The sequence below is a fragment of the Tepidicaulis sp. genome (assembly GCF_965222285.1).
Taxonomy (GTDB): domain Bacteria; phylum Pseudomonadota; class Alphaproteobacteria; order Parvibaculales; family Parvibaculaceae; genus Tepidicaulis.
This window is the reverse complement of record NZ_OZ244942.1, coordinates 1,765,433-1,790,237: the sequence shown is the minus strand read 5'-3', so window position 1 is coordinate 1,790,237 and position 24,805 is coordinate 1,765,433. Positions and strand designations below refer to the sequence as shown.

At 61.1% G+C, this 24,805-nt stretch carries 23 protein-coding genes; 19 read left to right on the top strand and 4 right to left on the bottom strand.

The features are described from left to right. Window positions 1–3: 3 nt before the first annotated feature. Entirely contained in the window at window positions 4–2,469 is a 2,466-nt protein-coding gene (locus ACOQOT_RS08455; protein ID WP_420561887.1) for a penicillin acylase family protein, read from the bottom strand. Window positions 2,470–2,601: 132 nt separating this feature from the next. Here ACOQOT_RS08455 and ACOQOT_RS08450 point away from each other — a divergent pair, with 132 nt between their 5' ends. Together ACOQOT_RS08450 and ACOQOT_RS08445 are read left to right on the top strand one after the other, a co-directional pair. Beyond that, complete coding sequence (locus ACOQOT_RS08450; RefSeq protein ID WP_420561886.1) at window positions 2,602–3,471, top strand: NAD(P)-dependent oxidoreductase; 870 nt, start codon at window positions 2,602–2,604, stop codon at window positions 3,469–3,471. A 25-nt stretch (window positions 3,472–3,496) separates the two neighbouring features. After that, window positions 3,497–4,672, top strand: a complete 1,176-nt coding sequence (locus ACOQOT_RS08445) for a type III PLP-dependent enzyme (RefSeq protein ID WP_420561885.1) — start codon at window positions 3,497–3,499, stop codon at window positions 4,670–4,672. 161 nt (window positions 4,673–4,833) lie between these two features. On the opposite strand, the gene hemB is transcribed toward ACOQOT_RS08445, so the two are convergent. Then, complete coding sequence (gene hemB, locus ACOQOT_RS08440; RefSeq protein WP_420561884.1) at window positions 4,834–5,793, bottom strand: porphobilinogen synthase; 960 nt, start codon at window positions 5,791–5,793, stop codon at window positions 4,834–4,836. Between the two features lie 200 nt (window positions 5,794–5,993). Between hemB and ACOQOT_RS08435 the strand changes: the two genes are divergently transcribed. From ACOQOT_RS08435 to ldtR, 4 genes are all read left to right on the top strand, one after another. Beyond that, window positions 5,994–7,133, top strand: a complete 1,140-nt coding sequence (locus ACOQOT_RS08435) for an acyl-CoA dehydrogenase family protein (protein WP_420561883.1) — start codon at window positions 5,994–5,996, stop codon at window positions 7,131–7,133. 8 nt (window positions 7,134–7,141) lie between these two features. Beyond that, on the top strand, window positions 7,142–8,179 hold the full coding sequence (locus ACOQOT_RS08430; protein WP_420561882.1) for an enoyl-CoA hydratase/isomerase family protein: 1,038 nt from the start codon (window positions 7,142–7,144) through the stop codon (window positions 8,177–8,179). An 80-nt stretch (window positions 8,180–8,259) separates the two neighbouring features. Then, complete coding sequence (mmsB, locus tag ACOQOT_RS08425) at window positions 8,260–9,150, top strand: 3-hydroxyisobutyrate dehydrogenase (RefSeq protein ID WP_420561881.1); 891 nt, start codon at window positions 8,260–8,262, stop codon at window positions 9,148–9,150. Between the two features lie 304 nt (window positions 9,151–9,454). Further along, on the top strand, window positions 9,455–9,967 hold the full coding sequence (gene ldtR / locus ACOQOT_RS08420; protein WP_420561929.1) for a transcriptional regulator LdtR: 513 nt from the start codon (window positions 9,455–9,457) through the stop codon (window positions 9,965–9,967). Between the two features lie 10 nt (window positions 9,968–9,977). On the opposite strand, the gene ACOQOT_RS08415 is transcribed toward ldtR, so the two are convergent. Then, window positions 9,978–10,832, bottom strand: a complete 855-nt coding sequence (locus ACOQOT_RS08415; protein ID WP_420561880.1) for a DUF1295 domain-containing protein — start codon at window positions 10,830–10,832, stop codon at window positions 9,978–9,980. A gap of 203 nt (window positions 10,833–11,035) precedes the next feature. On the opposite strand from ACOQOT_RS08415, the gene ACOQOT_RS08410 reads away from it, so the two are divergent. The 4 genes from ACOQOT_RS08410 (at window position 11,036) to ACOQOT_RS08395 (ending at window position 14,880) form a co-directional block, all read left to right on the top strand. Beyond that, on the top strand, window positions 11,036–12,334 hold the full coding sequence (locus ACOQOT_RS08410; RefSeq protein WP_420561879.1) for a L,D-transpeptidase family protein: 1,299 nt from the start codon (window positions 11,036–11,038) through the stop codon (window positions 12,332–12,334). 84 nt (window positions 12,335–12,418) lie between these two features. Further along, window positions 12,419–13,192: a glycerophosphodiester phosphodiesterase gene (locus ACOQOT_RS08405; protein ID WP_420561878.1), complete on the top strand. Its 774-nt coding sequence runs from the start codon at window positions 12,419–12,421 to the stop codon at window positions 13,190–13,192. A 199-nt stretch (window positions 13,193–13,391) separates the two neighbouring features. Then, window positions 13,392–14,603: a 5-aminolevulinate synthase gene (gene hemA, locus ACOQOT_RS08400; RefSeq protein WP_420561877.1), complete on the top strand. Its 1,212-nt coding sequence runs from the start codon at window positions 13,392–13,394 to the stop codon at window positions 14,601–14,603. Continuing rightward, on the top strand, window positions 14,593–14,880 hold the full coding sequence (locus tag ACOQOT_RS08395) for a DUF6898 family protein (protein ID WP_420561876.1): 288 nt from the start codon (window positions 14,593–14,595) through the stop codon (window positions 14,878–14,880). Before hemA ends, ACOQOT_RS08395 begins: the two co-directional genes overlap by 11 nt. A 26-nt stretch (window positions 14,881–14,906) precedes the next feature. Here the strand turns inward: ACOQOT_RS08395 and ACOQOT_RS08390 are convergent, their stop codons facing one another. Then, window positions 14,907–15,347 carry a MucR family transcriptional regulator gene (locus tag ACOQOT_RS08390; protein ID WP_420561875.1) on the bottom strand — a complete coding sequence of 147 codons (441 nt, stop codon included), beginning with the start codon at window positions 15,345–15,347 and terminating at the stop codon, window positions 14,907–14,909. 409 nt (window positions 15,348–15,756) lie between these two features. Here ACOQOT_RS08390 and glyA point away from each other — a divergent pair, with 409 nt between their 5' ends. The 9 genes from glyA to ACOQOT_RS08345 all read left to right on the top strand — a co-directional run bounded on the left by glyA (window position 15,757) and on the right by ACOQOT_RS08345 (window position 24,792). Further along, window positions 15,757–17,058: a serine hydroxymethyltransferase gene (gene glyA / locus ACOQOT_RS08385; protein WP_420561874.1), complete on the top strand. Its 1,302-nt coding sequence runs from the start codon at window positions 15,757–15,759 to the stop codon at window positions 17,056–17,058. Between the two features lie 72 nt (window positions 17,059–17,130). Beyond that, the gene (nrdR, locus tag ACOQOT_RS08380) at window positions 17,131–17,598 is read left to right on the top strand and encodes a transcriptional regulator NrdR (RefSeq protein ID WP_420561873.1); all 468 of its coding nucleotides are present in this window, start codon (window positions 17,131–17,133) and stop codon (window positions 17,596–17,598) included. A gap of 42 nt (window positions 17,599–17,640) precedes the next feature. After that, a complete protein-coding gene (ribD, locus tag ACOQOT_RS08375; protein ID WP_420561872.1) occupies window positions 17,641–18,759 on the top strand; it encodes a bifunctional diaminohydroxyphosphoribosylaminopyrimidine deaminase/5-amino-6-(5-phosphoribosylamino)uracil reductase RibD in 1,119 nt (372 codons plus the stop codon). A gap of 2 nt (window positions 18,760–18,761) precedes the next feature. Further along, entirely contained in the window at window positions 18,762–19,361 is a 600-nt protein-coding gene (locus tag ACOQOT_RS08370) for a riboflavin synthase (RefSeq protein WP_420561871.1), read from the top strand. A gap of 5 nt (window positions 19,362–19,366) precedes the next feature. Next, on the top strand, window positions 19,367–20,539 hold the full coding sequence (ribB, locus tag ACOQOT_RS08365) for a 3,4-dihydroxy-2-butanone-4-phosphate synthase (RefSeq protein ID WP_420561870.1): 1,173 nt from the start codon (window positions 19,367–19,369) through the stop codon (window positions 20,537–20,539). Further along, on the top strand, window positions 20,536–21,003 hold the full coding sequence (locus ACOQOT_RS08360; protein ID WP_045442790.1) for a 6,7-dimethyl-8-ribityllumazine synthase: 468 nt from the start codon (window positions 20,536–20,538) through the stop codon (window positions 21,001–21,003). Before ribB ends, ACOQOT_RS08360 begins: the two co-directional genes overlap by 4 nt. 6 nt (window positions 21,004–21,009) lie before the next feature. Beyond that, window positions 21,010–21,525, top strand: a complete 516-nt coding sequence (nusB, locus tag ACOQOT_RS08355; protein ID WP_420561869.1) for a transcription antitermination factor NusB — start codon at window positions 21,010–21,012, stop codon at window positions 21,523–21,525. Continuing rightward, on the top strand, window positions 21,509–22,501 hold the full coding sequence (gene thiL / locus ACOQOT_RS08350; RefSeq protein ID WP_420561868.1) for a thiamine-phosphate kinase: 993 nt from the start codon (window positions 21,509–21,511) through the stop codon (window positions 22,499–22,501). Before nusB ends, thiL begins: the two co-directional genes overlap by 17 nt. A gap of 173 nt (window positions 22,502–22,674) precedes the next feature. Next, window positions 22,675–24,792 carry a sodium-translocating pyrophosphatase gene (locus ACOQOT_RS08345; RefSeq protein WP_420561867.1) on the top strand — a complete coding sequence of 706 codons (2,118 nt, stop codon included), beginning with the start codon at window positions 22,675–22,677 and terminating at the stop codon, window positions 24,790–24,792. Window positions 24,793–24,805 lie beyond the last annotated feature (13 nt).

Here is a 24,805-nt window from a genome sequence, read left to right as displayed (position 1 = left end):
GGCCTATTTTCCTGCAGGGCGCAGGGCAAGCGTGCCGAGCGCGCCCTCACTGTAAACGTCTTTGCGCGTTGAAATGGTGATGGTTCGGCCCGCCGCCCAGTCTTCCAGAAGATTGCCGTAAAAGGGTGAATAGGGATCGCCCGACTGGCCGGTCGAGATCATGTAAAGCGAGCCGTCGAGATCGGCAAAATCATAGACGGCCCGAAAGCCTGCCGCGTGGATATTGGCGAAGGGCCGCGCGCCGCTGCCTCGATATTGCCCGCGGTTCAGCGTGTGCATGCCGCCGGCCGAGGGTGTCTCAAGGCTCAGCCAGTTTTTGAGGAACGGCAGGCTGCCGCCCGGAATGTGATTGTTGATCACGGGATGCGCCGCGCCCCAGGTCCAATCTTGAGGGGTCTCGCCGTATGTCTCGCGCAGCCCCGTCATTGCCGCCTCAAAGGCCTTTCCGGTTTGGGCGGCGCAGCTTTCCGTTTCTTCCGTTTGCGTGTCATCGCACCAATGGGCATTGGGGCGCGCCCCTTCGAAGATGCTCAAGAGAAAATCGGAACGCGGGCTTTTGTAGCTGTCGAAAGAGGCGCCAAGCTCATCCGCCCAGAGTGTTTTCGGCAACTCGTGCAGAAAGGCGGCATAGATGAGCGGGGCGGCTTTTTCCGCATCGAGAGAATAGTTCCAGGCGGCAAGCAGTTTTCCTTCCGCGGTCTCCTTTTGCGCCTCAGGCAAATGTTCCAGAAGGAGCGGCAGCACGCGGGCGGCGAAAAGCGAGAGATTGTCCATCTGCATCTCCGCGAAATCCTGTGCGGTGAAGCTGCCGCCTTTCTCCAGGAGTTCATAAATGCGGATGGCGCGGTAAGGCGCGTTCCAATCGAGTGCGAGTTGATAGGGGTAATTGTCGTCCACGATCTTGTGGTTGGCGCTCGCGATGATGCCGCTTGCCGGGTTGTAAAGTTGCGGCAGCGCGTCGAAGGGAATGATCCCCGTCCAGTCATTGTCGCGCAGCCAGCCTTCGGCGGGCATCAGCCCTTTCGTGCGGTGTGCCTCACCGCGCAGCGGAATATGCGCGGGCGCGATGAAGCCGATATTCCCGTCAATGTCGCCATAGACGATGGACTGCATGGGGCTGACATAGTCATCGCGCAGCGCGTCCAGAAAGCCGGAGAAATTTTCTGCCCGGCTCATTTGGTAGCCAGCCGCGACCGTCAGATCGCCGGGCTCGAGCGCCGGCCAGGAAAGCGCAAGCACATGACCTTCTTCGAGCGAGGGCGCGCCTGCCACGGTTTCTTCCGGCAGCACCGGCCCGTGCCGCGTCGCCCTGACGCTCAAAACTTCATCCGAACCGAAGCGTACTTTGATGCGTTCCTCGCGCAGCTTAAAGGCCGTAAAGCCGTCCGGCGTTTCATATTCATCCGGGTTGTCGGGATTGAGCCGCTCGATAAAAAGATCCTGGCTGTCGGGCCGTGTATTCGTCAGGCCCCAGGCGATGCGGTCGTTCCGGCCGAGCAGCACGCTTGGAATGCCGGGGATCGTCGCGCCCACAAGATTGCGGGCCTCGCCTTCCACCGGATTTTGCAAATGCACGAGATACCAGAGCGAGGGGGCGAGCATGCCGAGATGCGGATCGTTCGCGAGCAGCGGCTTGCCGCTTTTCGTGTGCTCTCCGCTCACCACCCAATTATTGGAGGCGCCGATGGGCCCAAGATCGGGCCAGGCGCTTGCGGTCCTGGTCAGCGGCGCTTTTTGAAAAAGTTTGCCAAGCTCGCCCACGAGAAAGGGGGCGAGTTCTTCTTCGACGCCGAAAAATTCCTGAAAACTTGTGGGCGGCAAATCGCGGGCGAGCCGTGCGCGGGCAATTTCATCGAACGCATTGGCCGAGAGGCCGAGCCCCAGCATTTTCACCATGACGAGCGAGTGGCGCGCTTCCCAGGGCTCGGGCTCGTGAAAGAGAAGCTGGAATTCGAGCGGCAGAGGTTTCTCCCGCTCGCTCATGGAGGCGTTCACTCCGGCGGCATAGGCATCGAGGAGTTTCTTCATCCCGCCGGGCAGGGCGGCATACGTGTCATCGGCGAGATGGGTGAAGCCGAGCGTGCGGAAAAACCGGTCGATGGAAAGGGCGGGCGTGCCGAAGACTTCCGCAAGCCGTCCGGTGCCCACCCGGCGCAGTAGTTCCATCTGCCAGAGCCGGTCCTGCGCGTGCGTATACCCGAGGGCGAAGAGCGCATCTTTTTCGCTTTGCGCTTCGATATGCGGGACGGCGTTTTTATCCCGCAGGATCGTGACGGGCGCACTCAATGTTACGAGACTGCTTTGGGTCACGCCGCTGCCAAGCGCGGCTGTTATTTCTTTCTCACCTTGAATTTGCGGGGCGGCATGGCGGGCGGCGGAAAACCGGTCGAGCAGGAGAAGCGCGATGAGGGCAAACGCGCCCGCAAATACGATGCCGGTCCATTTGGCGATTTTCTTCAAGCGGTTCATGGTGGCCTCCCCCTCGCGTAACGGCATTTTGGCTTTTGCCCGCACCCTCTATACCATGGCCGCAAAAGGCGGGGATAAGTCCCATGGCAAAATGGGGCGCCGCCATGACAGATGAGAAATAGTGAGGATCTGATGGGTGTAAAGGCGGCGTTTATCGGTTTGGGCGTGATGGGCTATCCCATGGCAGGCCATCTGCAGAAGGCAGGGCACGAGGTCACGGTCTATAACCGCACCGGCGCAAAGGCGGAGGCTTGGAGCAAGGAATTCGGCGGCAAGAATGCCCCGAGCCCGGCGCGGGTGGCGGACGGGGCCGACTTCGTTTTTACCTGTGTCGGCAATGACGATGATCTGCGTGCCGTTACGCTCGGCCCGGAAGGCGCTTTTGAGGGTATGAAAAGCGGCGCGATTTTCGTCGATCACACCACGGCGTCTGCCAATGTCGCCCGGGAAATTTACGGCGCAGCCATCGCCAAAGGTATCGGCGCCATCGATGCGCCGATTTCCGGCGGCCAGGCCGGGGCGGAAAACGGTGTCCTCACGGTCATGTGCGGCGGCGGCGAAGCGGATTTTGAAAAAGCCGCCCCGGTGATCGATGCCTATGCCCGCTCGGTCAAACTGCTCGGTGGGCCGGGCGCAGGCCAGCTCACCAAAATGGTCAATCAGATCTGTATCGCCGGGCTCGTGCAGGGGCTTTCGGAAGGCATTCACTTCGCCAAACAGGCCGGCCTGGACCCTGCCGCCGTTATCGACGTTATTTCCAAGGGTGCGGCTCAGTCCTGGCAGATGGAAAACCGCTATCAGACCATGATCGAGGGCACATTCGATTTCGGCTTCGCGGTCGATTGGATGCGCAAGGACCTTTCGATTTGCCTGGAAGAGGCGCGGCGCAACGGCTCGCATCTGCCGGTCGCCGCCCTTGTCGATCAGTTCTATTCGGAAGTGCAGAAAATGGGCGGCGGGCGCTGGGACACATCGAGCCTTATCGCGCGCCTTGAAAAATAAACGAACTTGAACGGGAGAAACGCCGATGAAAGCCCGCAGCTTTCCCTCCGTCGCCTCGATCATCGAGCGGCTTAACCCGTCTTATCCGGTTTTCATCGTCTGGCCGGAAGTGTTGAGGGAAAAGGCGCGGCTCTTCGTCGAGCATTTCCCCGGTGAGGTTCTTTATGCGGTCAAATGCAATCCCCATCCCTTCGTGCTGAAAGCGCTCAGCGAAGGCGGCATCACTTCCTATGACACGGCCTCGCTGCCGGAGATTGCGGCGGTGCGCGAGCTGCTTCCCGATGCCGATTGTTATTTCAATCATCCGGTAAAAGGGCGCGGCGCGATCGACTCTGCGACCGATGTTTACGGCATCACGGATTTCGTCGTCGATCATGAAGTGGAGATCGACAAGATCGAGGAAATCGCCGGGCGCGATGTCACGGTTGCCGTGCGTTTTGAAACGGATGGCAAGGGCGCCGTCTATAATCTTTCGAGCAAGTTCGGCGCGCCGCCGGAAGAAGCCGTGCGGCTTCTCAAGATCGTCCATGAGCGCGGTATGCGCGCCGGACTCACCTTTCATGTCGGCAGCCAGTGCCTCGATCCGGATGCTTACCGCAGCGCTTTGAAACGCGCCGTTGCCATCATGGAAAAGGCGGATGTGCCGCTTCAGTTCCTCGATATTGGCGGCGGTTTCCCCGCGCCTTATGCGGGCGTGCATGTGGACCTTGAAGCGATGCTGGCCGATATCGCCGCTGCGGTGAAAGAACTCGGCATCACACTGCCGCTGATGTGCGAGCCGGGCCGCGCACTCGTGGCCGACGGCTGCTCGCTGCTCTTGCAGGTGCATCTGCGCAAGGGCGATGCGATCTATGTGAATGAGGGCATTTACGGTTGTCTCTCGGAGGTCAATATCGGCAATTTCGTCATGCCGGCCCGCGCCTTCGGCAAGGGCGGGCGGGCGCTGACCGGCGCGCCGAAAGCCTTCCGCGTGTTCGGGCCGACCTGCGACAGTCTCGATGTGATGGACGGGCCTTTCCTCGTGCCGGACGATATCGAGGAAGGCGACTGGATCGAGGTCGGGCTGATGGGCGCTTATTCTGTAGCGCTCGCCACGGGCTTCAACGGCTTCGTCACCGACACGGTACTGCGCGTGGACGGGCGCCCCCACTGGCTTGAAAAGGCGATGCCGCTTGCCGAGGCGGAGACGCTGTCGGTTTGAGGGGCTACCGGGAAGCTGCGGCAAGTCGGAAGGTTGCTTGGACCCCGGGTCAAGCCCGGGGTGACGTCTGGAATTTGTGAGGGGCAGTGCCCCGCAGCTCGCTCAGGTTGTCACCCCGGCCTCTGTGCCGGGGTCCACACTCAGTCTGCGGCATAGAAATGTCAGCGCCGCAGCAACTCCGCCGCTTCCTTCGCGAAATAGGTCAGCACCCCGTCGCCGCCGGCGCGTTTGAAGCCGAGCAGGCTTTCCAGGATAACGCGCTCGCGGTCGAGCCAGCCTTGATCGCAGGCCCCGGCCAGCATCGAATATTCGCCCGACACCTGATAGGCGAAAGTCGGCACGGCGAAGGCCTGCTTCACTTTCGTCACGATATCGAGATAGGGCATGCCCGGTTTGACCATGACCATGTCCGCGCCTTCGGCAATGTCGAGGCCGACTTCGCGCAGCGCTTCGTCGGAATTCGCCGCATCCATTTGGTAAGTGCGCTTGTCGCCTTTGAGAGCCGCAGTCGAGCCGATGGCGTCCCGGAAGGGGCCGTAGAAGGCGGAGGCGTATTTCGCCGCATAGGCCATGATCTGCGTGTCTTGGTGCCCGGCGCTTTCCAGCGCGGCGCGGATGGCGCCGATGCGCCCGTCCATCATATCGGAGGGCGCGATGATGTCGCAGCCGGCGTCCACCTGGATCAGCGCCTGGCGCACCAGTACTTCAACGGTTTCATCGTTGAGGATGATGCCGTCCTTCAAAAGCCCGTCATGGCCGTGGCTCGTATATGGGTCGAGCGCCACATCGCAGAGGATGCCGACTTCCGGCACCGCCTTTTTGACGGCCCGCACCGTGCGGCAGACGAGATTGTTCTCATCGGTCGCCAGCGTGCCCGTCTCGTTCCGGCTTGCGCCATCGGTGTAGGGAAAGAGCGCGATCACGGGAATGCCGAGCTTGGCCGCGTTCTCCGCTGCCTTCACCGCCTCATCGACGCCCAGCCGGTCCACCCCCGGCATGGAGGCGATGGGGCTGCGGCCCGGCTCTTCCTGTAGGAAAAGGGGCCAGATCAGATCATTGACCGAAAGGGTGTTCTCGGCGACGAGCCGCCGCGCCCAGTCCGCCTTGCGGTTCCGGCGCATGCGGGTTCCCGGGAAAGCCGCGCCCGAAGACGCAGGGGAACCGAAGGATGGTGGGTTCTTTGTCATGGAGCATCTCATATCCCGGTCAAGAGGCGGTTGCAATGCCGCTCGAAGCCGCGTTATCACCCTTTGCAAACGGGCTCGCCTTCCTGAACGCCCGGTTCAGAACCCGCCCAAGAACCCGTTATGGGAGGATCGTCATGCAATTCGAGCTCGATGAACAGCAGCGCGCCATTCAGGATATGGCGGCGCAATTTGCCGCCGATAAATTGGCCCCCCATGCCGCCGAATGGGACAGAACCTCGCATTTTCCCGTGGATGTGATGCGCGAGGCGGCGGGCCTCGGTTTTGCCGGAATTTATGTGCGCGAGGATGTGGGCGGCTCCGCGCTCACCCGGCTCGATGCGGCGCTGATCTTCGAGGCGCTGTCCCGGGGCTGCACCTCCACGGCGTCTTTCATCTCGATCCACAATATGGCGTCCTGGATGATCGACATGTATGGGACGGAAGAGCAGCGCCGGAAATACCTGCCCGATCTCACCTCCATGAAAAAGATCGCAAGCTATTGCCTGACGGAGCCGGGCTCGGGCTCGGATGCGGCCTCGCTGCGCACCAAGGCCGTGAAGGACGGGGACGAATACGTTCTCAATGGCGGCAAGGCCTTCATTTCCGGCGCCGGCGTATCGGACATTTATGTCTGCATGGTGCGCACGGGCGGCGAGGGCGCGAAAGGCATTTCCTGCCTGATCATCGAGAAGGACATGCCGGGCGTTTCCTTCGGCGCGGATGAAAAGAAGATGGGCTGGAAGAGCCAGCCGACGCGGCAGGTGATTTTCGAGGATGCGCGTGTGCCCGCGGCCAATCTTCTGGGCACGGAAGGCCAGGGCTTCAAAATCGCCATGAGCGGGCTTGATGGGGGCCGCCTCAATATCGGTGCCTGCTCGCTCGGCACGGCGCGCGGGGCGCTTGAAACGGCGCGCACCTATATGAAGGAGCGCGAGCAGTTCGGCCGCCCGCTTGCCGATTTCCAGGCTCTGCAGTTCAAGCTTGCCGATATGGCGACGGAGCTGGAAGCCGCCCGGCTTCTGCTTCTCCAAGCCGCCGTCAAGGTGGATGCGAAGACGCATGACGCCACGATGTTCGCGGCCATGGCCAAGCGCTTTGCCACGGATACGGGCTTCCGTGTGGCCAACGAAGCGCTGCAGATCCATGGCGGTTACGGCTATCTGAACGATTACCCGCTGGAGCGGCATGTGCGCGATCTGCGCGTGCATCAGATCCTCGAGGGCACGAACGAGATCATGCGCGTCATCATCGCGCGCGAACTATTGAAGGAGTAAGGCTTCTCATGAGTGAGGAAGAAGTCCTGTTCGAGCGCGAAGGCGCTGCCGGGTTTGTCACGCTGAACCGACCGAAGGCGTTGAATGCGCTGACGCTCGCCATGGTGCGCGCGCTGCATCCCCAGCTTGAGGCCTGGGCAGCGGATGAGGCCGTCTCTTGCGTTGTTGTGCAAGGGGCGGGCGAGAAAGCTTTTTGCGCGGGCGGGGACATTCGCGCGCTGCATGATTGGGGCAAAGCGAAGGACCGCACACAGATCGATTTTTATCGGGAAGAATACCGGCTCAACCGCTTCATCAAGAAATACCCGAAGCCTTATGTAGCGCTGATCGACGGGATCGATATGGGCGGCGGCGTCGGCCTGTCCATCCACGGCGCGCACCGGGTGGTGAGCGAGCGCACGCTTTTTGCGATGCCGGAAACGGGGATCGGCCTTTTCCCGGATGTGGGCGGAACCTATTTCCTGCCGCGTTGCCCCGGCGAGGTCGGCATGTATCTGGCACTGACCGGCGCGCGGCTGAAAGCGGCTGACTGTCTTTATGCCGGCCTTGCCGATGTCTTCGTGCCGTCGGAAAAGCTGGAAGAACTGAAGGCCGCGCTTGCCAAGGGCGATGCAGAGCCGGGCGAAGTGATCGACTTGTTTGCCGAACCTGCGGGCGAGGCGCCGCTTGCCGAAGTGCGCGCGGCCATCGACACGCATTTTGCCGGGGGAAGCGTCGAAGAAATTCTCGCCTCCCTCGATGCGGCAGGCAGCGGCTGGGCGCAGGAAACGGCGAAGACCATCCGCGCGAAAAGCCCGCTTTCAACCAAAGTTGCCTTTGCACAAGTGCGGGCGGGCGCGAAACTCGATTTCGATGCCTGCATGCAGCTTGAGTTCCGCCTGACGAACCGCTTCATGGCGGGGCATGACTTTTATGAGGGCGTGCGGGCCGTCGTGATCGACAAGGACCAGGCGCCGAAATGGGACCCGGCCACGCTGGATGGCGTCAGCGATGACATGGTGCAGGCTTATTTTGCAGACCTGGGAGCGGGCGAGCTGACGTTTTAAGGTGACGCGGCTGGCTATCAATCACCGTTATGCTCCGGTCAGGCCGCGCAAAACGGAACAATAGAAAGCGGGAGGAAGAGATGACGGCGATCGGCTTTATCGGGCTTGGAAATATGGGCGGACCCATGGCGCTCAATCTGGTCAAGGCGGGCCATGAGCTGACCGTCTTCGACCTTTCGAAAGAGGCTGTGGATACGCTGGTGACGGCAGGCGCGAAAGCGGCGACCAAGGCGGGCGATGCCGTCAAAGGCGCGGAAGTCGTGGTGACGATGCTCCCTGCCGGGCCCCATGTCGAAAGCGTTTATCTCGGCGAGGGCGGGCTTCTGTCAAAGGCCGCGAAGGGCACGCTCTTCATCGATTCTTCCACCATCGACGTGCCGACGGCGCGCAAGGTAATTGGCCTTGCCCGCGAGGCGGGGATGGAAATGGTGGACGCGCCCGTCTCGGGCGGCGTCGGCGGGGCGCAGGCGGGCACGCTTACCTTCATGGTGGGCGGGGAGAAAGCCGCCTTCGATCAGGCCAAGCCCTTGCTCGATATCATGGGCAAGAATGTCTTCCATGCGGGCGCCGCCGGGAACGGCCAGGTCGCCAAGGTCTGCAACAACATGCTGCTCGGCATTTCCATGATCGGCACGAGCGAGGCGTTTCTGCTGGCCGAAAAGCTGGGCCTCGATGCGCAGACGCTGTTCGATATTTCTTCCACCGCCTCAGGCCAGTGCTGGTCTATGACCTCCTATTGCCCGGTGCCGGGGCCGGTGCCGGCATCCCCGGCCAATAATGATTACAAGCCCGGCTTTACCGCGGCGATGATGCTGAAGGATTTACGTCTTGCACAGGACGCCGCGCAGAGCGCTCATGCCGCGACCCCGCTCGGCGCCATGGCCGCCTCGCTTTATGCGATGGTCGAAGCCTCGGGGCAGGACAGCATCGACTTTTCGGGAATCATCAAATTGCTGCGCGGTGAACTTTAAGGTTTTCCATTAGAAATCCTGACGCGCCGCTGTACCGGAATGAGCCAGAGGCGGGGCGCAGGAGTGCGTTTGTTTATCCGCCATTAAGTATCGCGGCAGGTCGCGGCGTCCCGTGCGCGCGGAATCGCGAAATTTATATCCGAAATCGCTGCAAATTTTTGCGAAAGGCAAAATGCGAACATTTGCTTTAAGGGCTCATTAGTTCAGCTGTCTTAAGCTCTTCCCCATGGCAGACGTACGTCCCGGGCACTGCTTATCTGTGCGAAGGGGGGTGTGCGGGGATAAGTAGTTTGAGGATTAGATGATGCATTCGATGAGCAGCAACGCGGCAGAAGCCACGGCAGGCAATGAGGCCACCGAAAGCCATGACGTCTATCTCAAATCGTTGACGCTTGTAGAGCGGCTTCACCGCCGTCTTCTGGATGTGATCAAGGATGAACTGGACCGGATGGGCAACACGGAAATCAACAGCGTCCAGGCGCTCCTGATTTTCAACATTGGCAACCAGGAAATGACGGCGGGCGAACTGCGCACGCGCGGCCACTATCTCGGGTCCAACGTTTCCTACAATCTGAAAAAGCTGGTCGAGGCCGGTTATATCAACCACCAGCGCTCCGATCAGGACCGCCGCTCGGTGCGTGTGAAGCTGACCGATATGGGCCACGAAATTCGCGAGGTCGTGGAAGCGCTCTACGACCGCCATTGGCAGCAGCTCGAGCAGGTTGCGGATATCCGCATGGACGAGCTGGAAATGCTCAACTCCACTCTGTTTAAGCTTGAACGCTTCTGGACGGATCAGATCCGCTTCCGCCTCTAGTACTGCGTTTTCAGCGTTCGAGACTTTTGTGCCGTTTCCTCCAGCCCGGAGGGAGCGGCACAAATGCATTTACGCGGGTCTTGTAGCTTTCGTAATCCGGGCGGCGCTTCGCGATGGTCTTTTCCAGTAGCCGCACGCCGGAGACGCGCAGCAGCAGGAAGGTCATGAGGGCAGGGGCCAGGAACGCCCAGCGCGCCGCTTCCGCTTCCGCTGCGGCGAGAAAGAGCCCCCACCAAAGCACGGCATTGCCGAAATAATTCGGATGCCGGCTCCAGCCCCAAAGGCCGCTCTCCATCACTTTGTCCTCATTCGCCGGATCCGCCTTGAAGGCATGAAGCTGAGCGTCGGCTGCCGCCTCCAGCGAAAAGCCGATGAGGAAGAGCGCCGCGCCCATGAAGCCGAGCACCCCGAGCGTGGGGCTCGGCACGGTGAGGATCGCAAGCTGCAGCGGCAGGGCGATGAGCCACATGAGCGCCGCCTGCAGGCCGAACACCGTATAGAGGCTGACCCGGCCGAAGCGCTCCCCGTGATGGGCGCGCATGGCCGCATAACGCCGGTCCTCTTCGGCGTGGAAGAGCCAGCGCGAGGCGAGATAGGTGCCCAGCCGGATCGCCCAGAAGGTCGTCAGGAAAACCAGGAGCAGGGTGAAGGGGGTGACGTTGCGCGTCAGGATCAGGAGCGTCCAGGCGATGAGAGCAAAGCCCGGCGCCCAGAAGGCATCCACCATGCTCACATCACGCCGCTTCAGGCTCCAGAGCCAGACGGCCCCCATCAGGGCTGCGACCGCCAGGGCGCTTGCCAGCAGGTATAGCGGCCAGGAGGCCATGAGCCGGGGCTCGATCAGGGTAAAGGGTGCGCTTTCCATGACATGTCCACCATTTGCCATTGTCCCGGAGTGTGGCGGAAATCGTTGCATTTGGCATCCGCCTTGCTGAGTAAGGCCCAGGAGGCGCGGTTTCCTGCCGAAAGTGAGGCTTTCTGTCTCATTTAAGGCCATTTAGGCCGAATCGGTTTGACTTCCGTGCCCCGTTAACAGACCGTTAACCTATTGGGCAAAGGTGGGCAGACGTGAGTTACTCGGGTGCTTGGGGGCATGAGCGGCAGGGCGCAGCGCGGCTGAACGCGCTCGCGTTCGTTTTCCTGTGCGCCGTCTCGGTCCTCGCCGCGCCGCTGAAGGCAGAGGCCGCCGATCAGGCTTTCGATCCCTGGAAATTGCAATGGGTGGACCCCTGGGCCACCTCCTCGCAGGCCGAGGTGGTGGAAAGCCGGGTCAGCCGCTCGACGATCCCGACGCTGGGCGATGCTGGCTTCTGGCCGCTCCTGCGCGCCATGTCCATGTATGAGCAGATCCAGGAATGGGGCGGCTGGGAGCCCATCCCGCAAGGCGAGAAGATCGAAAAGGGCATGCGCGATGCGCGCCTCGCGCTGATCCGTAAGCGGCTGGTGGCGACGGGCGATCTTGCGGCCTCCGGCGGCGATCCCAACATTTACGATGAGAGTGTTTTCGATGCGGTGCGCCGCTTTCAAAGCCGCCACGGGCTGACGCCGGACGGCATCATCGGCGCGCGCACGCTGGCCGCCATGAATGTGCCGGTCGAAACGCGCATCAAGCAGCTTGCCGTTAATCTGAAGCGCCTGAACGAACAGTCGGCGACGCTTGGGCGGCGCTATGTCTTCGTGAATATTGCGGGTCAGGAAGTCGAAGCCGTTTCGGACGGGCGCGTGGAACTGCGCCGCCGCGTCATCGTCGGCAAGACGGACCGTCAGACCCCGGAATATGAAAGCAAGATCACATTCATTGCCTTCAACCCTTATTGGAACGTGCCGCAGAGCATCGCCAAGAAAGACATCATCCCGAAAGCCCGCCGGGATCCGGGATATTTGAAGCGCATGGGTATCCGCGTCCTTTCCGATTACGGGCCCAATCCGCGCGAGATCAATCCGTATAATGTGGACTGGTCGTCGGCTTCGGCCGAGCGTCTGCGCCTGCGCCAGGACCCGAGCCGGCGCAACTCGCTCGGCACGGTGAAAATTCACTTCCCGAACCCGCATGCGGTCTATCTGCATGACACGCCGTCCAAGAGCCTTTTCGGGCGTAATGCGCGCGCTTATTCTTCGGGCTGCGTGCGCGTCGACAAAGTGCACGATCTCGTCGCCTGGCTTCTGAGCGAGACGGATGGCTGGGACCGGCGCAAGGTGGACAGCACCGTCGCCTCCGGTAACCGGATGGATGTGGCGCTGGGCGAGCCCGTGCCCGTCTATCTGCTTTATCTGACCGCCTGGGTGAGCGCGGACGGTGTGGTGAATTTCCGCGACGACATTTACAGCCTCGACAAGCGCGTGCGCACCACCTCTCTCACGCAGTAAGTTATTTCCGGCCAATTGAGATTTCCAACTTGGCGCGGCGGGGGCCCGAAGCTAGCTTGGGGCAGCGTCGGGCGGGGAGAGAAAATGCGGCCAGCGAAATTTCCATATCTTGAGTCGAAAGGCCTTCTGGCTTTTGCTCATCGCGGCGGTGCGAATGTGCACCCGGAAAATACCATGCCGGCCTTCGAGCACGCGATCTCGCTCGGCTACCGCTATATTGAGACGGATGTGCATGCGACGAAGGACGGCGTGCTGCTCGCCTTTCACGATGACCGGCTCGACCGGGTGACGGATAGGACCGGCATCATCGCCGAGATGACGTATGACGAGGTGCGCGGCGCGAAGGTGGAAGGCAAGGAGCCCATTCCGCTGATGGCGGACCTGCTCACCGCTTTTCCTACTGCCAAGATCAATATCGACCCGAAAGCCGACAACGCCGTCGAACCGCTGATCAAGGTGCTGAAAGCCGCCAAAGCGACGGAGCGGGTGGGCATAGGCTCCTTTTCCGATGCGCGTCTTGCCGCGATGCGCGCAGCGCTCGGCCCCGGCCTTTGCACGAGCATGGGGCCGATTGCGGCAACCCGGCTCCGGCTCGGCAGCTTTCTGGGGCCGCTCAAGGGCCTGCTCGGCGGTTTTGCGGCGGGCTGCGCTCAGCTTCCGGTTCACCAGTCCGGTTTGCGCCTCATCGACCGGCGGATGGTCGATCACGCCCATGAGCTGGGGCTGCAAATCCATGTCTGGACCATCGATGAACCGGCGGAAATGCACCGTTTGATCGATATGGGGGTGGACGGGCTGATGACGGACGAGCCGGAGGTTCTGAAATCGGTTCTGGAAGCGCGGGGCCTATGGGAGTAAAAAAGAGCTAAGTGACTGTCCGGCTGCGACAATTCGCGGCTGGCCAGACTCAGGTCCGGCGGCCTTAATGGCCGCGGCTGCCGCTTGGAGGGCTTCCCGCGTTAAGCACCATTCAATCTGGATGCGGGAGACTTGATCTCAGGCGGCGGGCCAGGCCGGAAACGACCGGGACCGGAGTACGATATAGAGGACCGACGTCATGGATTATGAGGGCTTGCTCTCCGATGCGCTGAACACCGTCAAGCGCGAAGGCCGCTACCGTGTGTTCGCCGATCTCTTGCGCCATCGCGGCTCGTTTCCGCGCGCAACGCTGCATACGGATGAGGGCAAGCGCGATATCGTCGTATGGTGCTCGAACGATTATCTGGGCATGGGCCAGCACCCGGTGGTGCTCGATGCGATGAAAGACGCGCTCGACAAGCATGGCGCGGGCTCCGGCGGCACCCGCAACATTGCCGGCACGACCCATTATCATGTCGAACTGGAAAAAGAGCTGGCTTCGCTGCACCAGAAAGAAGCCGCGCTGCTTTTCACCTCCGGCTACAACGCCAATGACGCGACGCTGGCGACACTCTCAAAAGTCTTCGGCGACTGCCTGATCATTTCAGATGAAATGAACCATGCCTCGATGATCGAGGGTATCCGGCGCGGCAAGGGGCCGAAGCGGGTTTGGCGGCACAACGATCTCGGCCATCTGGAAGAGCTGCTTTCTCAGGCTGACCCCAATCAGGCGAAGATCGTCGCGTTTGAGTCCGTTTACTCAATGGACGGCGACATTGCGCCGATCGGCGAGATTTGCGATCTCGCCCGCAAATACAATGCGCTGACCTATCTCGATGAAGTGCATGCCGTCGGCCTTTACGGGCGTCATGGCGGCGGCGTTGCCGAGCGGGACGGCGTGCTCGACAAAGTCGATATTATCGAAGGGACGCTGGCCAAGGGGTTCGGCGTGATGGGCGGCTATATCGCGGCAAGCTCCGTGCTTGTCGATGTGGTGCGCTCCTATGCGCCGGGCTTCATCTTTTCCACGTCGCTGGCGCCGACCATTGCGGCAGGCGTTCTGGCGAGCGTGCGGCACCTGAAACGCGACAACAATATTCGCGGCGCGCATCAGGAACGCTCGGCAAAGCTGAAGCGCATGCTTGCCGACCGCGGGTTGCCGGTGCTGATGTGTGAAAGCCATATCGTGCCGGTAATGGTGTGGGACCCGGTCCTGTGCAAGGAAGTCGCGGACGAATTGCTCGACACGTACGGCATGTATGTGCAGCCGATCAATTATCCGACCGTGCCGCGCGGCACGGAACGGCTTCGCTTCACCCCGTCGCCTTATCACACGGACGAGATGATGGAAGCTCTTGTGGATGCGCTGGATAAGGTCTGGACCCAGCGCAATTTGAAGCGTGCCGCCTGATCGCAGCAGCGGCAAGGGCCGCGATAGCGCGCGGGCCGGCGACAGCCGGGAAATCTATATTGAAATTCTTCCCGCCACGGGCGGCTTTGTGAAGGTCTGCGCCATCGATGCGCAGACGGGCACGGAAGTGTCCATCGTCGGATCGTCGAAAGCGCCAAACGCGGAGCTGGAGCGCATCGCGATCAACAAACTGCGCTATGTGATGGAGCGGGACGCGAAAGCCAAAAAAGACACGCCTTCTTCCGGCGAAGACGATGGCGGCGGCATTCTCATTTAGAATTTAGAGAAGAGGCGAGGGCTGGCTTAGCGCTTACGGCGGGTGCTGCTGTTTGCTGCCTGGCCGAGACCGATTTCCTTGGCAAGCTGCGAGCGCTGGGCCGCATAGTTTGGTGCCACCATGGGATAATCCGCCGGCAGGTTCCAACGCGCGCGGTATTCTTCCGGCGACATGTTGTAACGCGAACGCAAATAGCGCTTGAGCATTTTCAAGCGCTTTCCGTCTTCCAGACAAATCAGATATTCGGGCGTGATCGACTTCTTCACCGGAACGGCAGGATCGAGCTCCGTCTTGCCGATTTCCGGATTGCCGCCTAACGACAGCAGCGTGTCATGCATAGTCTTGATCATTGCCGGCAATTCGGCTGCGGCGACGGCGTTATTGCTGACATAGGCGGAAACGATTTCCGATGCCAACTCCAAAGCTTCAGCCCGCGATATGCCCTGTTGGTCTGGTTTGCTGGTCATCTTTGGGCCTTGCGCGACACGTCAATAAACTTAATTACCATTAGCGGATGCGATTTATGGACAAGGACGAAGGAAAAATCAAGTAGAACGACAGATTTTCCATTGCATGCGGGTCATTAAATACAGCAACGTCAGATCAATTTATGGTTAATTGCCCTAATCTGTAGGGCTTGTTTACAAAGTTGGAAACAGAAAACAAACAACAAATGTTGTGTTTTCTTGGAATGTCTTCCTATTTTGCAAAGCAGTTGAGGCCCGGCAGCGCCCAATTTAAGTCTTCGCCTGTGTGCTTGGCGGATATGGGCGCATATGCTAAGAGGCCAGAATATTGGGCCCGGAAGATACAAGATATGGTAGTGATCATCCGGCAGAGCCCTTGCGTCTTCCTTTGGTATCAAGAGGTCAGATCATGGCGGTGAGCGACGCGGCATCCGGTAGCGCGACGACGGCGTTTTTTACTCAAGGTCTTGCGGAGCGGGATCCTGAAATTCTGGATGCGATCGAGCAGGAGCTGCGCCGGCAGCGCGAGCAGATCGAGCTGATTGCCTCGGAGAACATCGTCTCGCAGGCCGTGCTCGAAGCCCAGGGCTCGATCATGACCAACAAATATGCCGAAGGTTATCCGGGCAAACGCTATTACGGCGGCTGTGAGTTCGTTGATGTGGCCGAACAACTGGCCATCGACCGCGCCAAGAAGCTTTTCGACTGCGCTTATGTGAACGTGCAGCCCAATTCCGGCTCCCAGGCCAACCAGGGCGCGATGATGGCGCTGATCAAACCGGGCGATACGATTCTCGGCATGAGCCTCGCTGCTGGCGGTCACCTGACCCATGGCGCGCCGCCGAACCAGTCCGGCAAATGGTTCAACGCCGTTCAGTACGGTGTGCGCCAGCAGGACCACCTGATCGACATGGATGAGGTGGAAGCGCTCGCGAAGAAGCACAAGCCGCAGCTCATCATTGCCGGCGGCTCGGCCTATCCGCGCGTCATCGACTTCAAGGCTTTCCGTGAAATCGCTGATTCCGTCGGCGCATATCTCATGGTGGATATGGCGCATTTCGCCGGTCTCGTGGCGGGCGGGGCGCATCCGAGCCCGCTTCCCTTTGCCGATGTCGTCACCACGACGACGCACAAAACCCTGCGCGGCCCGCGCGGCGGTATGATCCTTTCCAACAATGAAGAGCTCGGCAAGAAGATCAATTCGGCGATCTTCCCCGGCATTCAGGGCGGCCCGCTCATGCATGTAATCGCAGGCAAGGCCGTTGCCTTCGGTGAAGCGCTGCAGCCCTCCTTCAAGCTTTATGCCCAGGCCGTGGTGGACAATGCCCGCGCGCTTGCAGGAACGCTTGCCTCTAACGGTGTGGACATTGTTTCCGGCGGCACGGACACGCATTTGATGCTGGTCGATCTGCGTCCGAAGAAACTCACCGGCAAGGTGGCGGAAGCTGCCCTTGAGCGCGCGCATATCACCTGCAACAAGAACGGCATTCCCTTCGATCCTGAAAAGCCGATGGTGACTTCCGGCGTGCGGCTCGGCACCCCGGCGGGCACGACGCGGGGCTTCGGTGTGGCCGAATTCAGGGAAGTAGGCGAGCTGATTTCCGAGGTTCTGACCGGGCTTTCGGAAAATGGCGATGAGGGCAATGGCGCGGTGGAAGCCTCGGTGCGCGAGCGCGTGCTGGGCCTTTGCCAGCGGTTTCCGATTTACTGAATCTAGCGGAAAAATGGGGCAGCCGGCCGGGCCTCAGCCCGAGCTCGGGCCCGGTTGGAGGGGAAGAAAACCATGCGGTGTCCTTATTGCGGCAACGAAGACACTCAGGTGAAGGATTCCCGTCCGACAGAGGACAATAATGCCATAAGGCGCCGGCGCGCCTGCATGGCTTGCGGCGGCCGGTTTACCACGTTCGAGCGGGTGCAACTGCGCGAGCTGACGATCATCAAGACAAATGGCCGCCGGGTTCCCTTCGACCGGGATAAGTTAATGCGCTCGGTGCAAGTCGCCATGCGAAAAAGGCCGGTTGAGGCCGAGCGGGTCGAGCGTATGGTGAGCGGGATCGTGCGGCGCCTGGAAAGCATGGGGGAATCCGATATTCCCTCCCAGGTGCTGGGGGAGATGGTTATGGAGGGGCTGCGGACCCTCGACGATGTGGCATATGTGCGTTTCGCGTCCGTTTACCGGGATTTCCGCGAAGCCAAGGATTTTGAAGACGTTATTGGCGAGCTTTCCGGACCGGAAGATATTCCAGGCTGATCCGGCAAGGCTCCTTCGGCAAGAAGGCTGCAAAGGATTGGCATGAGCGGGCCGGACGACATCAGATATATGAAGCTGGCGCTGCATCTGGCGCAGCGGGGCCTGGGCCGTGTGGCGCCCAACCCGGCGGTCGGCTGTGTGCTGGTGGCGCCGGAAAGCGGGCGCATTATCGCGCGCGGCTGGACGCAGCCGAGCGGGCGGCCCCATGCGGAAGTCCATGCGCTGAACAAACTCGGCGGCAAGGCGAAAGGCGCAACGGCCTATGTGACGCTCGAGCCCTGTGCCCATCACGGTAAGACGCCGCCTTGCGCCGAAGCCTTGATCGAGGCGGGCGTGACCCGCGTCGTCAGCGCCATGACGGACCCTGATCCGCGCGTTTCCGGCAAGGGGCACGAGATGCTCCGCAAAGCCGGGATCGAGGTGGTGGAGGGCGTTCTGGAAGAAGACGCCTACCACCTCAATGAAGGTTTCATTCTGAAAGTGCGCGAAGGCCGCCCGCTGGTGATGCTGAAACTTGCCAGCTCGCTTGATGGGCGCACCGCTACTCATAGCGGCGAGAGCCAGTGGATCACGGGCGAGGCGGCGCGCAACCGCGGCCACCTGATGCGCGCGGAAGCCGATGCCATCATGATCGGCAGCGCGACGGCGATCGTCGACGATCCGACGCTGACCTGCCGGCTGCCGGGGCTCGGCCAGCATTCGCCGGTGCGCATCGTCGCCGACGGGCGGCTGCGCATGCAGCTCACCTCGAAGCTGGTGCAGAGCGCCGCCAAAGTACCGCTCTGGATTTTGACGCTGCCGGACGGGGACGAAGACCGGCGCGCGGCCTTTCTCGATTGCGGAGCGGACATTATCGAGGTGCCGCGGGGGCAGGGCGGGCTCATGGATATGAAAGCCGCTTTGCAGGAAATCGGCGCGCGGGGCATTACCCGGCTCATGGTGGAAGGCGGCTCGCGGCTTGCTTCTTCGCTGGTGCAGGCCGGGCTTGTGGACCGGATCGATTGGTTTCAGGCGCCCAAGCTCATTGGCGGGGACGGCTATCCCGCCTTGGCGGCGCTCGGCGTGCAGAAGATGGAAGAGGCACCGGTGCTGGAGCGGCGCCAGGTATTGGCGCTGGGCGAGGATTCGCTGCAGCGCTTCAGTTTCCGCCGGCAGGAGTAGGCATGTTTACAGGCATCATTACGGATATCGGGCGGCTGCGGTCGATGGAAAAGACGGGCGACACGCGCCTTGTCATCGAAACGGCATATGACGCCGCCGGCATCGAGCTTGGCGCCTCCATCGCCTGCGACGGGGCGTGCCTGACCGTGGTCGAGCGCGGCACGGAAAACGGGCAGAACTGGTTCTCCGTCGAAGCCTCGCAAGAGACGCTGGACTGCACGGCGCTCGGCACCTGGAAAGAAGGCCAGCGCATCAATCTGGAGCGCGCGCTGAAGGTCGGCGACGAGCTTGGCGGGCATATCGTTTCGGGCCATGTGGACGGCGTCGGCAAAATTCTCGATATCCGCCCGGAAGGAGATTCCATGCGCTTTACCTTCGAGGCGCCGGAAGATTTGAAAAAATTCATTGCCGAAAAAGGCTCCGTCACCCTGAACGGCACCTCGCTGACCGTGAACGAGGTGGACGGCAACCGTTTCGGCGTCAACATCATTCCCCACACCCAGGCCGTGACCACCTGGGGCACCGCAAAGGCGGGGGATGCAGTTAATCTTGAAATTGATATGCTGGCCCGCTATGTCGCCCGCCTAAGGCAAGAGGACTAAGATCTGTGTATAAGGAATTTCTATCGCCCATCGAAGACGTCATCGAAGACGCGCGGAATGGCAAAATGTTCATTCTGGTGGACGCCGAGGACCGGGAAAACGAGGGCGATCTCGTCATCCCCGCGCAGATGGCGACGCCCGAGGCGGTCAACTTCATGGCGAAATACGGCCGCGGCCTGATCTGTCTTTCCATGACCGGCGAGCGGGCCAAGCAGCTCAATCTGCAGCTGATGTCGAACACCAACCAGTCGCGCCACCAAACGGCTTTCACCGTTTCTATCGAGGCGCGCGAGGGGATCACGACCGGCATTTCCGCCCATGACCGCGCGCGCACGATTTCCGTCGCCATCGATCCGACGAAGGCAGAGCGCGATATTGTTTCGCCGGGCCACGTCTTCCCGCTGGTCGCCCGTGACGGCGGTGTGCTGGTGCGTGCCGGGCATACTGAAGCGGCGGTCGATATTTCCCGTCTGGCCGGGCTTTATCCGGCGGGCGTGATTTGTGAGATCATGAATGAAGACGGCACCATGGCGCGGCTGCCCGATCTCGTGCAGTTCGCGCAGTTGCACGGGCTGAAGATCGCGACGATCGCCGATCTCATCGCCTACCGGCGCAAGCACGACAATCTCATTCACCGGGCCATTGAGACGGAAATCGACACGCGCTATGGCGGCAAGTTCGATCTCAAGGTCTATCTCAACACCGTGGAATATGCCGAGCATATCGCACTGGTGAAGGGCGATATCTCGACGCCGGAACCCGTCTTGGTGCGTATGCATGCGATCAATGTCTTCGACGACATGCTGGGCGCGGAAGGCAAGCTCAATACCCATGGCGGACGTTCGGACCTTCTGCAGAACTCCATGCGCATCATCGAGGAAGAAGGGCGCGGCGTGATCGTGCTTATCCGCGATACGACGGCGACCGTCGTCTCAGACATGCTGCTGCATAAGGGCGATGATAACGGCCAGTCCATGCCGCGCCGCTTGCGCGAATATGGGGTGGGTGCGCAGATCCTGCTCGATCTCGGCATTCACAACATGGTGCTGCTCTCCGACACGACGCGCCAGGTTGTCGGCCTGGACGGCTACGATCTTCATATTGTCGGGCAGGAGCCGATCACCGATAATCCGCGCCTTGAAAAATCCTCCAAAAGCAAAGCCGAGGCCACATCGTGAGCAAGTCTTCCCACATCCTCATCGTCGAAGCCCGTTTCTATGAGGACATTACCGACGAGCTTGCGCGCGGGGCGATTGCCGAGATCGAAAAGCGCGGCGGCACTTATGAGCGCATCGCGGTGCCGGGCGTTCTGGAAGTGCCGGGCGCGGTCAAATTCGCGCTCGATGCCATGTCGCGCCGGGTAATCGAAAAACCTTTCGACGGCTTCGTGGCGCTTGGCTGCGTGATCCGCGGCGAAACCACCCATTACGACACGGTGTGCAATGAAAGCGCGCGCGCGCTGATGGACCTGACCATCGAGCATTCGCTGGCGCTCGGCAACGGTATCCAGACCGTGGAAAACGGCGATCAGGCCTGGGCCCGTGCCAAGGTGGATAAGAAGAACAAAGGCGGCGGCGCGGCTGCGGCCTGCCTCGACATGATCGAACTCAAAGGCAAGCTCGGCTTGCTGGGCGGGCGGTGAACTGACGTGACGCCGCAAAAGAACAAACCGGCAGGAAAACCCCGAGCCTCGCGCAGCGCCGCAAGGCTCGGCGCCGTGCAGGCGCTTTATCAGATGGATATGGTGGGCACGCCGCTCGACGATATCGTCGAGGAATTCGCGCTGCACCGGCTCGGCCGTGAGATGGACGAGGAGGCGGATTATCTTCCCGCCCATGAAGCCCATTTCGAGGATGTGGTGCGCGGCGTGGTGCGCGAGCAGCGCGCCATCGACCAGCGCATCCACGGCAATCTGGCCGAAGGCTGGAAGCTGGAGCGGATCGACAGCACGTTGCGCGCCATCCTGCGTTCCGGCGTTTATGAGTTGCAGCGCTGTAAGGACGTGCCGGTCAAAGTGGTGATCACGGAGTATGTCGATATCGCCCATGCGTTTTTCGACGGCGACGAACCGAAAGTCGTGAACGCGCTGCTCGACAAGCTCGGCCGCGAATTGCGTGCCGATGAATTCAGGAGCAATGCCGGCGCCAATGGCAGGACAGGGTAAACCCGGCGAGTTCGAGATTATCGAACGCTATTTCGCGCCTTTGGCAAAACGCACCGAGGGCGCATTTGGCCTGCAGGACGATGCGGCGCTTTTTCAGCCGAAGCCTGGATACGACCTCGTTCTGACGAAGGATGCCATCGTTGCGGGCGTTCATTTTCTGCCCACGGACCCTTACGATCTTGTCGCGCAGAAGCTGGTGCGGGTGAATGTGTCCGACCTTGCTGCCAAGGGCGTTGAGCCTCGGGCTTATCTGCTGGCGCTCGCCTGGCCGGAAGGTGTAGAGGAAAAAGACATCGCGCTTTTCGCGGCCGGGCTGCAAAAAGATCAGGACATTTACGGCCTGGAGCTTTTGGGCGGCGACACGGTAAAAACGCCGGGTCCGGCAACTTTCTCTCTTACGGCGATTGGCGACGTGCCGCAGGGCGGCATGATCCGCCGCGCCGGCGCAAGGGCCGGCGATGCGGTCTATGTCACCGGCACGCTCGGCGATGCGGCCTTGGGACTGAAACTCGCGCAAGGGGAGATCGAGCTTTCCTCTATTGCCGAACGCCGCGGACTTATTCAGCGGTACCGCCTGCCGCAGCCGCGGGTAAGCGCCGGCACCGGCCTTAGGGACGTCGCCTCGGCGGCGCTTGATATTTCGGACGGGCTCAGCGCCGATCTTCTTCATCTGTGCAAGGCAAGTGGGCTGCGCGCCCGCATCTCGCAATCCGCATTGCCGCTTTCGGCGGGTGCGCGCACGCTTCTCAAAAAAGACGAGATCCTTTGGCGGGCGGTGCTGAGCGGCGGGGACGATTATGAAATTGTCTTTGCGGCGCCGGGCGAGGCGGGGGTGAAGCTCGAGCTTCTGGCCGGGACGGCCGGCGTGCCCATCACGCGCATCGGCTATCTGGAAGAAGGCGAGCCTGCCGTCCTTCTGGAAGACTTGAGCGGGAAAACCGCGCCGCTTGCCGAAAGCGGCTACCGGCATTTTTAAGCCCAAGACGCGCTCAAACCCCTTTCAAGCTGCAAAACTGTTCCTGTTGCCACCTGCGGTCAGGTTTGGCATGGTCCTTTCCATTGTGAGGAGAGAGGGGGCGCAGACTGATTCTATGTCTGTCTGCGATGCGTATTCCCCGTACAGTAATAGGCAACAATAAGGACAATCCTATGAGCACGGCTTTATGGGCTATCATCGGGTGCGGTGTCCTGGCCATCGTGTACGGCCTTTGGGCAATTCGTTCCGTGATGGCATCCGATCCTGGTAATGAACGGATGCAGGAAATCGCAGGCGCCATTCAGGAGGGCGCGTCTGCATATCTCAATCGTCAGTACACTACCATTGCGATGGTGGGTGTAGTGATTTTCGCGCTGGCTGCATGGCAGCTTTCTTGGCTTGCCGCGATCGGCTTTGCCATCGGCGCCATTCTGTCGGGCGCTGCCGGTTATATCGGGATGCTCGTATCGGTCCGTGCGAATGTGCGCACCACGCAGGCGGCAAGCACGTCTCTGGCGGCGGGTCTTTCCATCGCCTTCAAGTCGGGCGCCGTGACGGGCATGCTGGTGGCAGGGCTCGCGCTTTTGTCGGTTGCTGTCTATTACTCGATACTGACCGTGCAGTTGGGCTATGACGCTTCGAGCCGCGACGTGGTGGACGCGCTGGTGGCGCTCGGCTTCGGCGCTTCGCTGATTTCGATCTTCGCCCGTCTCGGCGGCGGTATCTTCACCAAGGGTGCGGATGTCGGCGGCGACCTTGTGGGCAAGGTGGAAGCAGGCATTCCCGAAGACGATCCGCGCAACCCGGCAACCATCGCCGATAACGTGGGCGACAATGTGGGCGACTGCGCCGGCATGGCCGCCGACTTGTTCGAGACCTATGCCGTGACCGTGGTGGCCACCATGGTGCTGGCCTCGATCTTCTTTGTCGGTGCGGGCGCCGGTGACATGATGGTTTATCCGCTGGCGATCGGCGGCACCTGCATCATCACCTCGATCATCGGCACTTTCTTCGTCCGTCTGGGCTCCAGCCAGAACATCATGGGCGCGCTCTATAAGGGCTTCGTGGCCTCGGCCGTGCTGTCGCTCGTGGCGCTTTATTTCGTGACCGATCATGTGCTCGGCATGGGCACCGCGTTTGAGACCAGCACCGGCAACTTTACCGGCATGGATCTTTATATTTGCGGTGTGGCTGGCCTCGTGATTACCGGCCTGATCATCTGGATCACGGAATATTATACTGGCGTGAATTTCCGCCCGGTGCGGTCCATCGCCAAGTCTTCCGAGACGGGCCATGGCACGAATGTCATTCAGGGTCTGGCCGTTTCCATGGAAGCTACGGCGCTTCCCGCCCTCGTCATCGTGGTCGGGATCGTTGTGACCTACAGCCTTGCCGGCCTCTTCGGCATTGCCATTGCCGTGACGACGATGCTGGCGCTTGCCGGGATGGTCGTGGCGCTCGATGCCTTCGGTCCGGTGACGGATAATGCCGGCGGCATCGCGGAAATGGCGGAGCTGCCCGAGGATGTGCGCAACACGACCGACGCGCTCGATGCCGTGGGCAACACCACGAAAGCCGTGACGAAGGGCTATGCCATCGGTTCGGCCGGTCTCGGCGCGCTGGTGCTCTTTGCGGCTTACACGCAGGACCTGACTTTCTTCACGAATAACGCGGAGACCTATCCTTACTTCGCCGGAGTGGATGCGAATTTCTCGCTTTCCAATCCTTATGTCGTGGTCGGGCTCTTCGTCGGCGGCCTGTTGCCCTATCTCTTCGGGGCCATGGGCATGATGGCGGTCGGCCGCGCAGGCGGTGCCATCGTGGAAGAAGTGCGCCGTCAGTTCCGCGCCAAACCCGGCATCATGCAGGGGACGGAAAAGCCGGACTATTCGGCTGCTGTGGACCTTCTGACGAAAGCGGCGATCAAGGAAATGGTGGTGCCATCCTTGCTGCCGGTTCTCTCACCCATCGTGCTTTACTTCGTGGTGCTGCAGATCGCGGATAAGTCCGCGGCTTTCTCGGCGCTCGGCGCGATGCTGCTCGGGGTGATCGTCACCGGTCTTTTCGTGGCGCTTTCCATGACCGCCGGCGGCGGGGCATGGGACAATGCCAAGAAATATATCGAAGACGGCAATCATGGCGGCAAGGGCTCGGAAGCTCACAAGGCGGCCGTGACGGGCGATACGGTCGGCGATCCTTACAAGGATACGGCCGGTCCTGCCGTCAACCCGATGATCAAGATCACGAACATCGTGGCGCTTCTGCTGCTCGCCATTTTGGCGCATGGCTAAGCTCTGCGGCTGA

Bases quoted from the DNA above. Each gene is read 5' to 3' on its own strand.
- ACOQOT_RS08445 (WP_420561885.1), top strand. From the start codon at position 3,497: ATGAAAGCCCGCAGCTTTCCCTCCGTCGCCTCGATCATCGAGCGGCTT.
- hemA (WP_420561877.1), top strand. From the start codon at position 13,392: ATGGATTATGAGGGCTTGCTCTCCGATGCGCTGAACACCGTCAAGCGC.
- nrdR (WP_420561873.1), top strand. From the start codon at position 17,131: ATGCGGTGTCCTTATTGCGGCAACGAAGACACTCAGGTGAAGGATTCC.
- thiL (WP_420561868.1), top strand. From the start codon at position 21,509: ATGGCAGGACAGGGTAAACCCGGCGAGTTCGAGATTATCGAACGCTAT.
- ACOQOT_RS08435 (WP_420561883.1), top strand. From the start codon at position 5,994: ATGCAATTCGAGCTCGATGAACAGCAGCGCGCCATTCAGGATATGGCG.
- ribD (WP_420561872.1), top strand. From the start codon at position 17,641: ATGAGCGGGCCGGACGACATCAGATATATGAAGCTGGCGCTGCATCTG.
- ACOQOT_RS08405 (WP_420561878.1), top strand. From the start codon at position 12,419: ATGCGGCCAGCGAAATTTCCATATCTTGAGTCGAAAGGCCTTCTGGCT.
- ACOQOT_RS08370 (WP_420561871.1), top strand. From the start codon at position 18,762: ATGTTTACAGGCATCATTACGGATATCGGGCGGCTGCGGTCGATGGAA.
- ACOQOT_RS08390 (WP_420561875.1), bottom strand. From the start codon at position 15,347: ATGACCAGCAAACCAGACCAACAGGGCATATCGCGGGCTGAAGCTTTG.
- ldtR (WP_420561929.1), top strand. From the start codon at position 9,455: ATGCATTCGATGAGCAGCAACGCGGCAGAAGCCACGGCAGGCAATGAG.
- ACOQOT_RS08345 (WP_420561867.1), top strand. From the start codon at position 22,675: ATGAGCACGGCTTTATGGGCTATCATCGGGTGCGGTGTCCTGGCCATC.
- ACOQOT_RS08455 (WP_420561887.1), bottom strand. From the start codon at position 2,469: ATGAACCGCTTGAAGAAAATCGCCAAATGGACCGGCATCGTATTTGCG.
- hemB (WP_420561884.1), bottom strand. From the start codon at position 5,793: ATGCGCCGGAACCGCAAGGCGGACTGGGCGCGGCGGCTCGTCGCCGAG.
- glyA (WP_420561874.1), top strand. From the start codon at position 15,757: ATGGCGGTGAGCGACGCGGCATCCGGTAGCGCGACGACGGCGTTTTTT.
- ACOQOT_RS08415 (WP_420561880.1), bottom strand. From the start codon at position 10,832: ATGGAAAGCGCACCCTTTACCCTGATCGAGCCCCGGCTCATGGCCTCC.
- ACOQOT_RS08450 (WP_420561886.1), top strand. From the start codon at position 2,602: ATGGGTGTAAAGGCGGCGTTTATCGGTTTGGGCGTGATGGGCTATCCC.
- ACOQOT_RS08430 (WP_420561882.1), top strand. From the start codon at position 7,142: ATGAGTGAGGAAGAAGTCCTGTTCGAGCGCGAAGGCGCTGCCGGGTTT.
- mmsB (WP_420561881.1), top strand. From the start codon at position 8,260: ATGACGGCGATCGGCTTTATCGGGCTTGGAAATATGGGCGGACCCATG.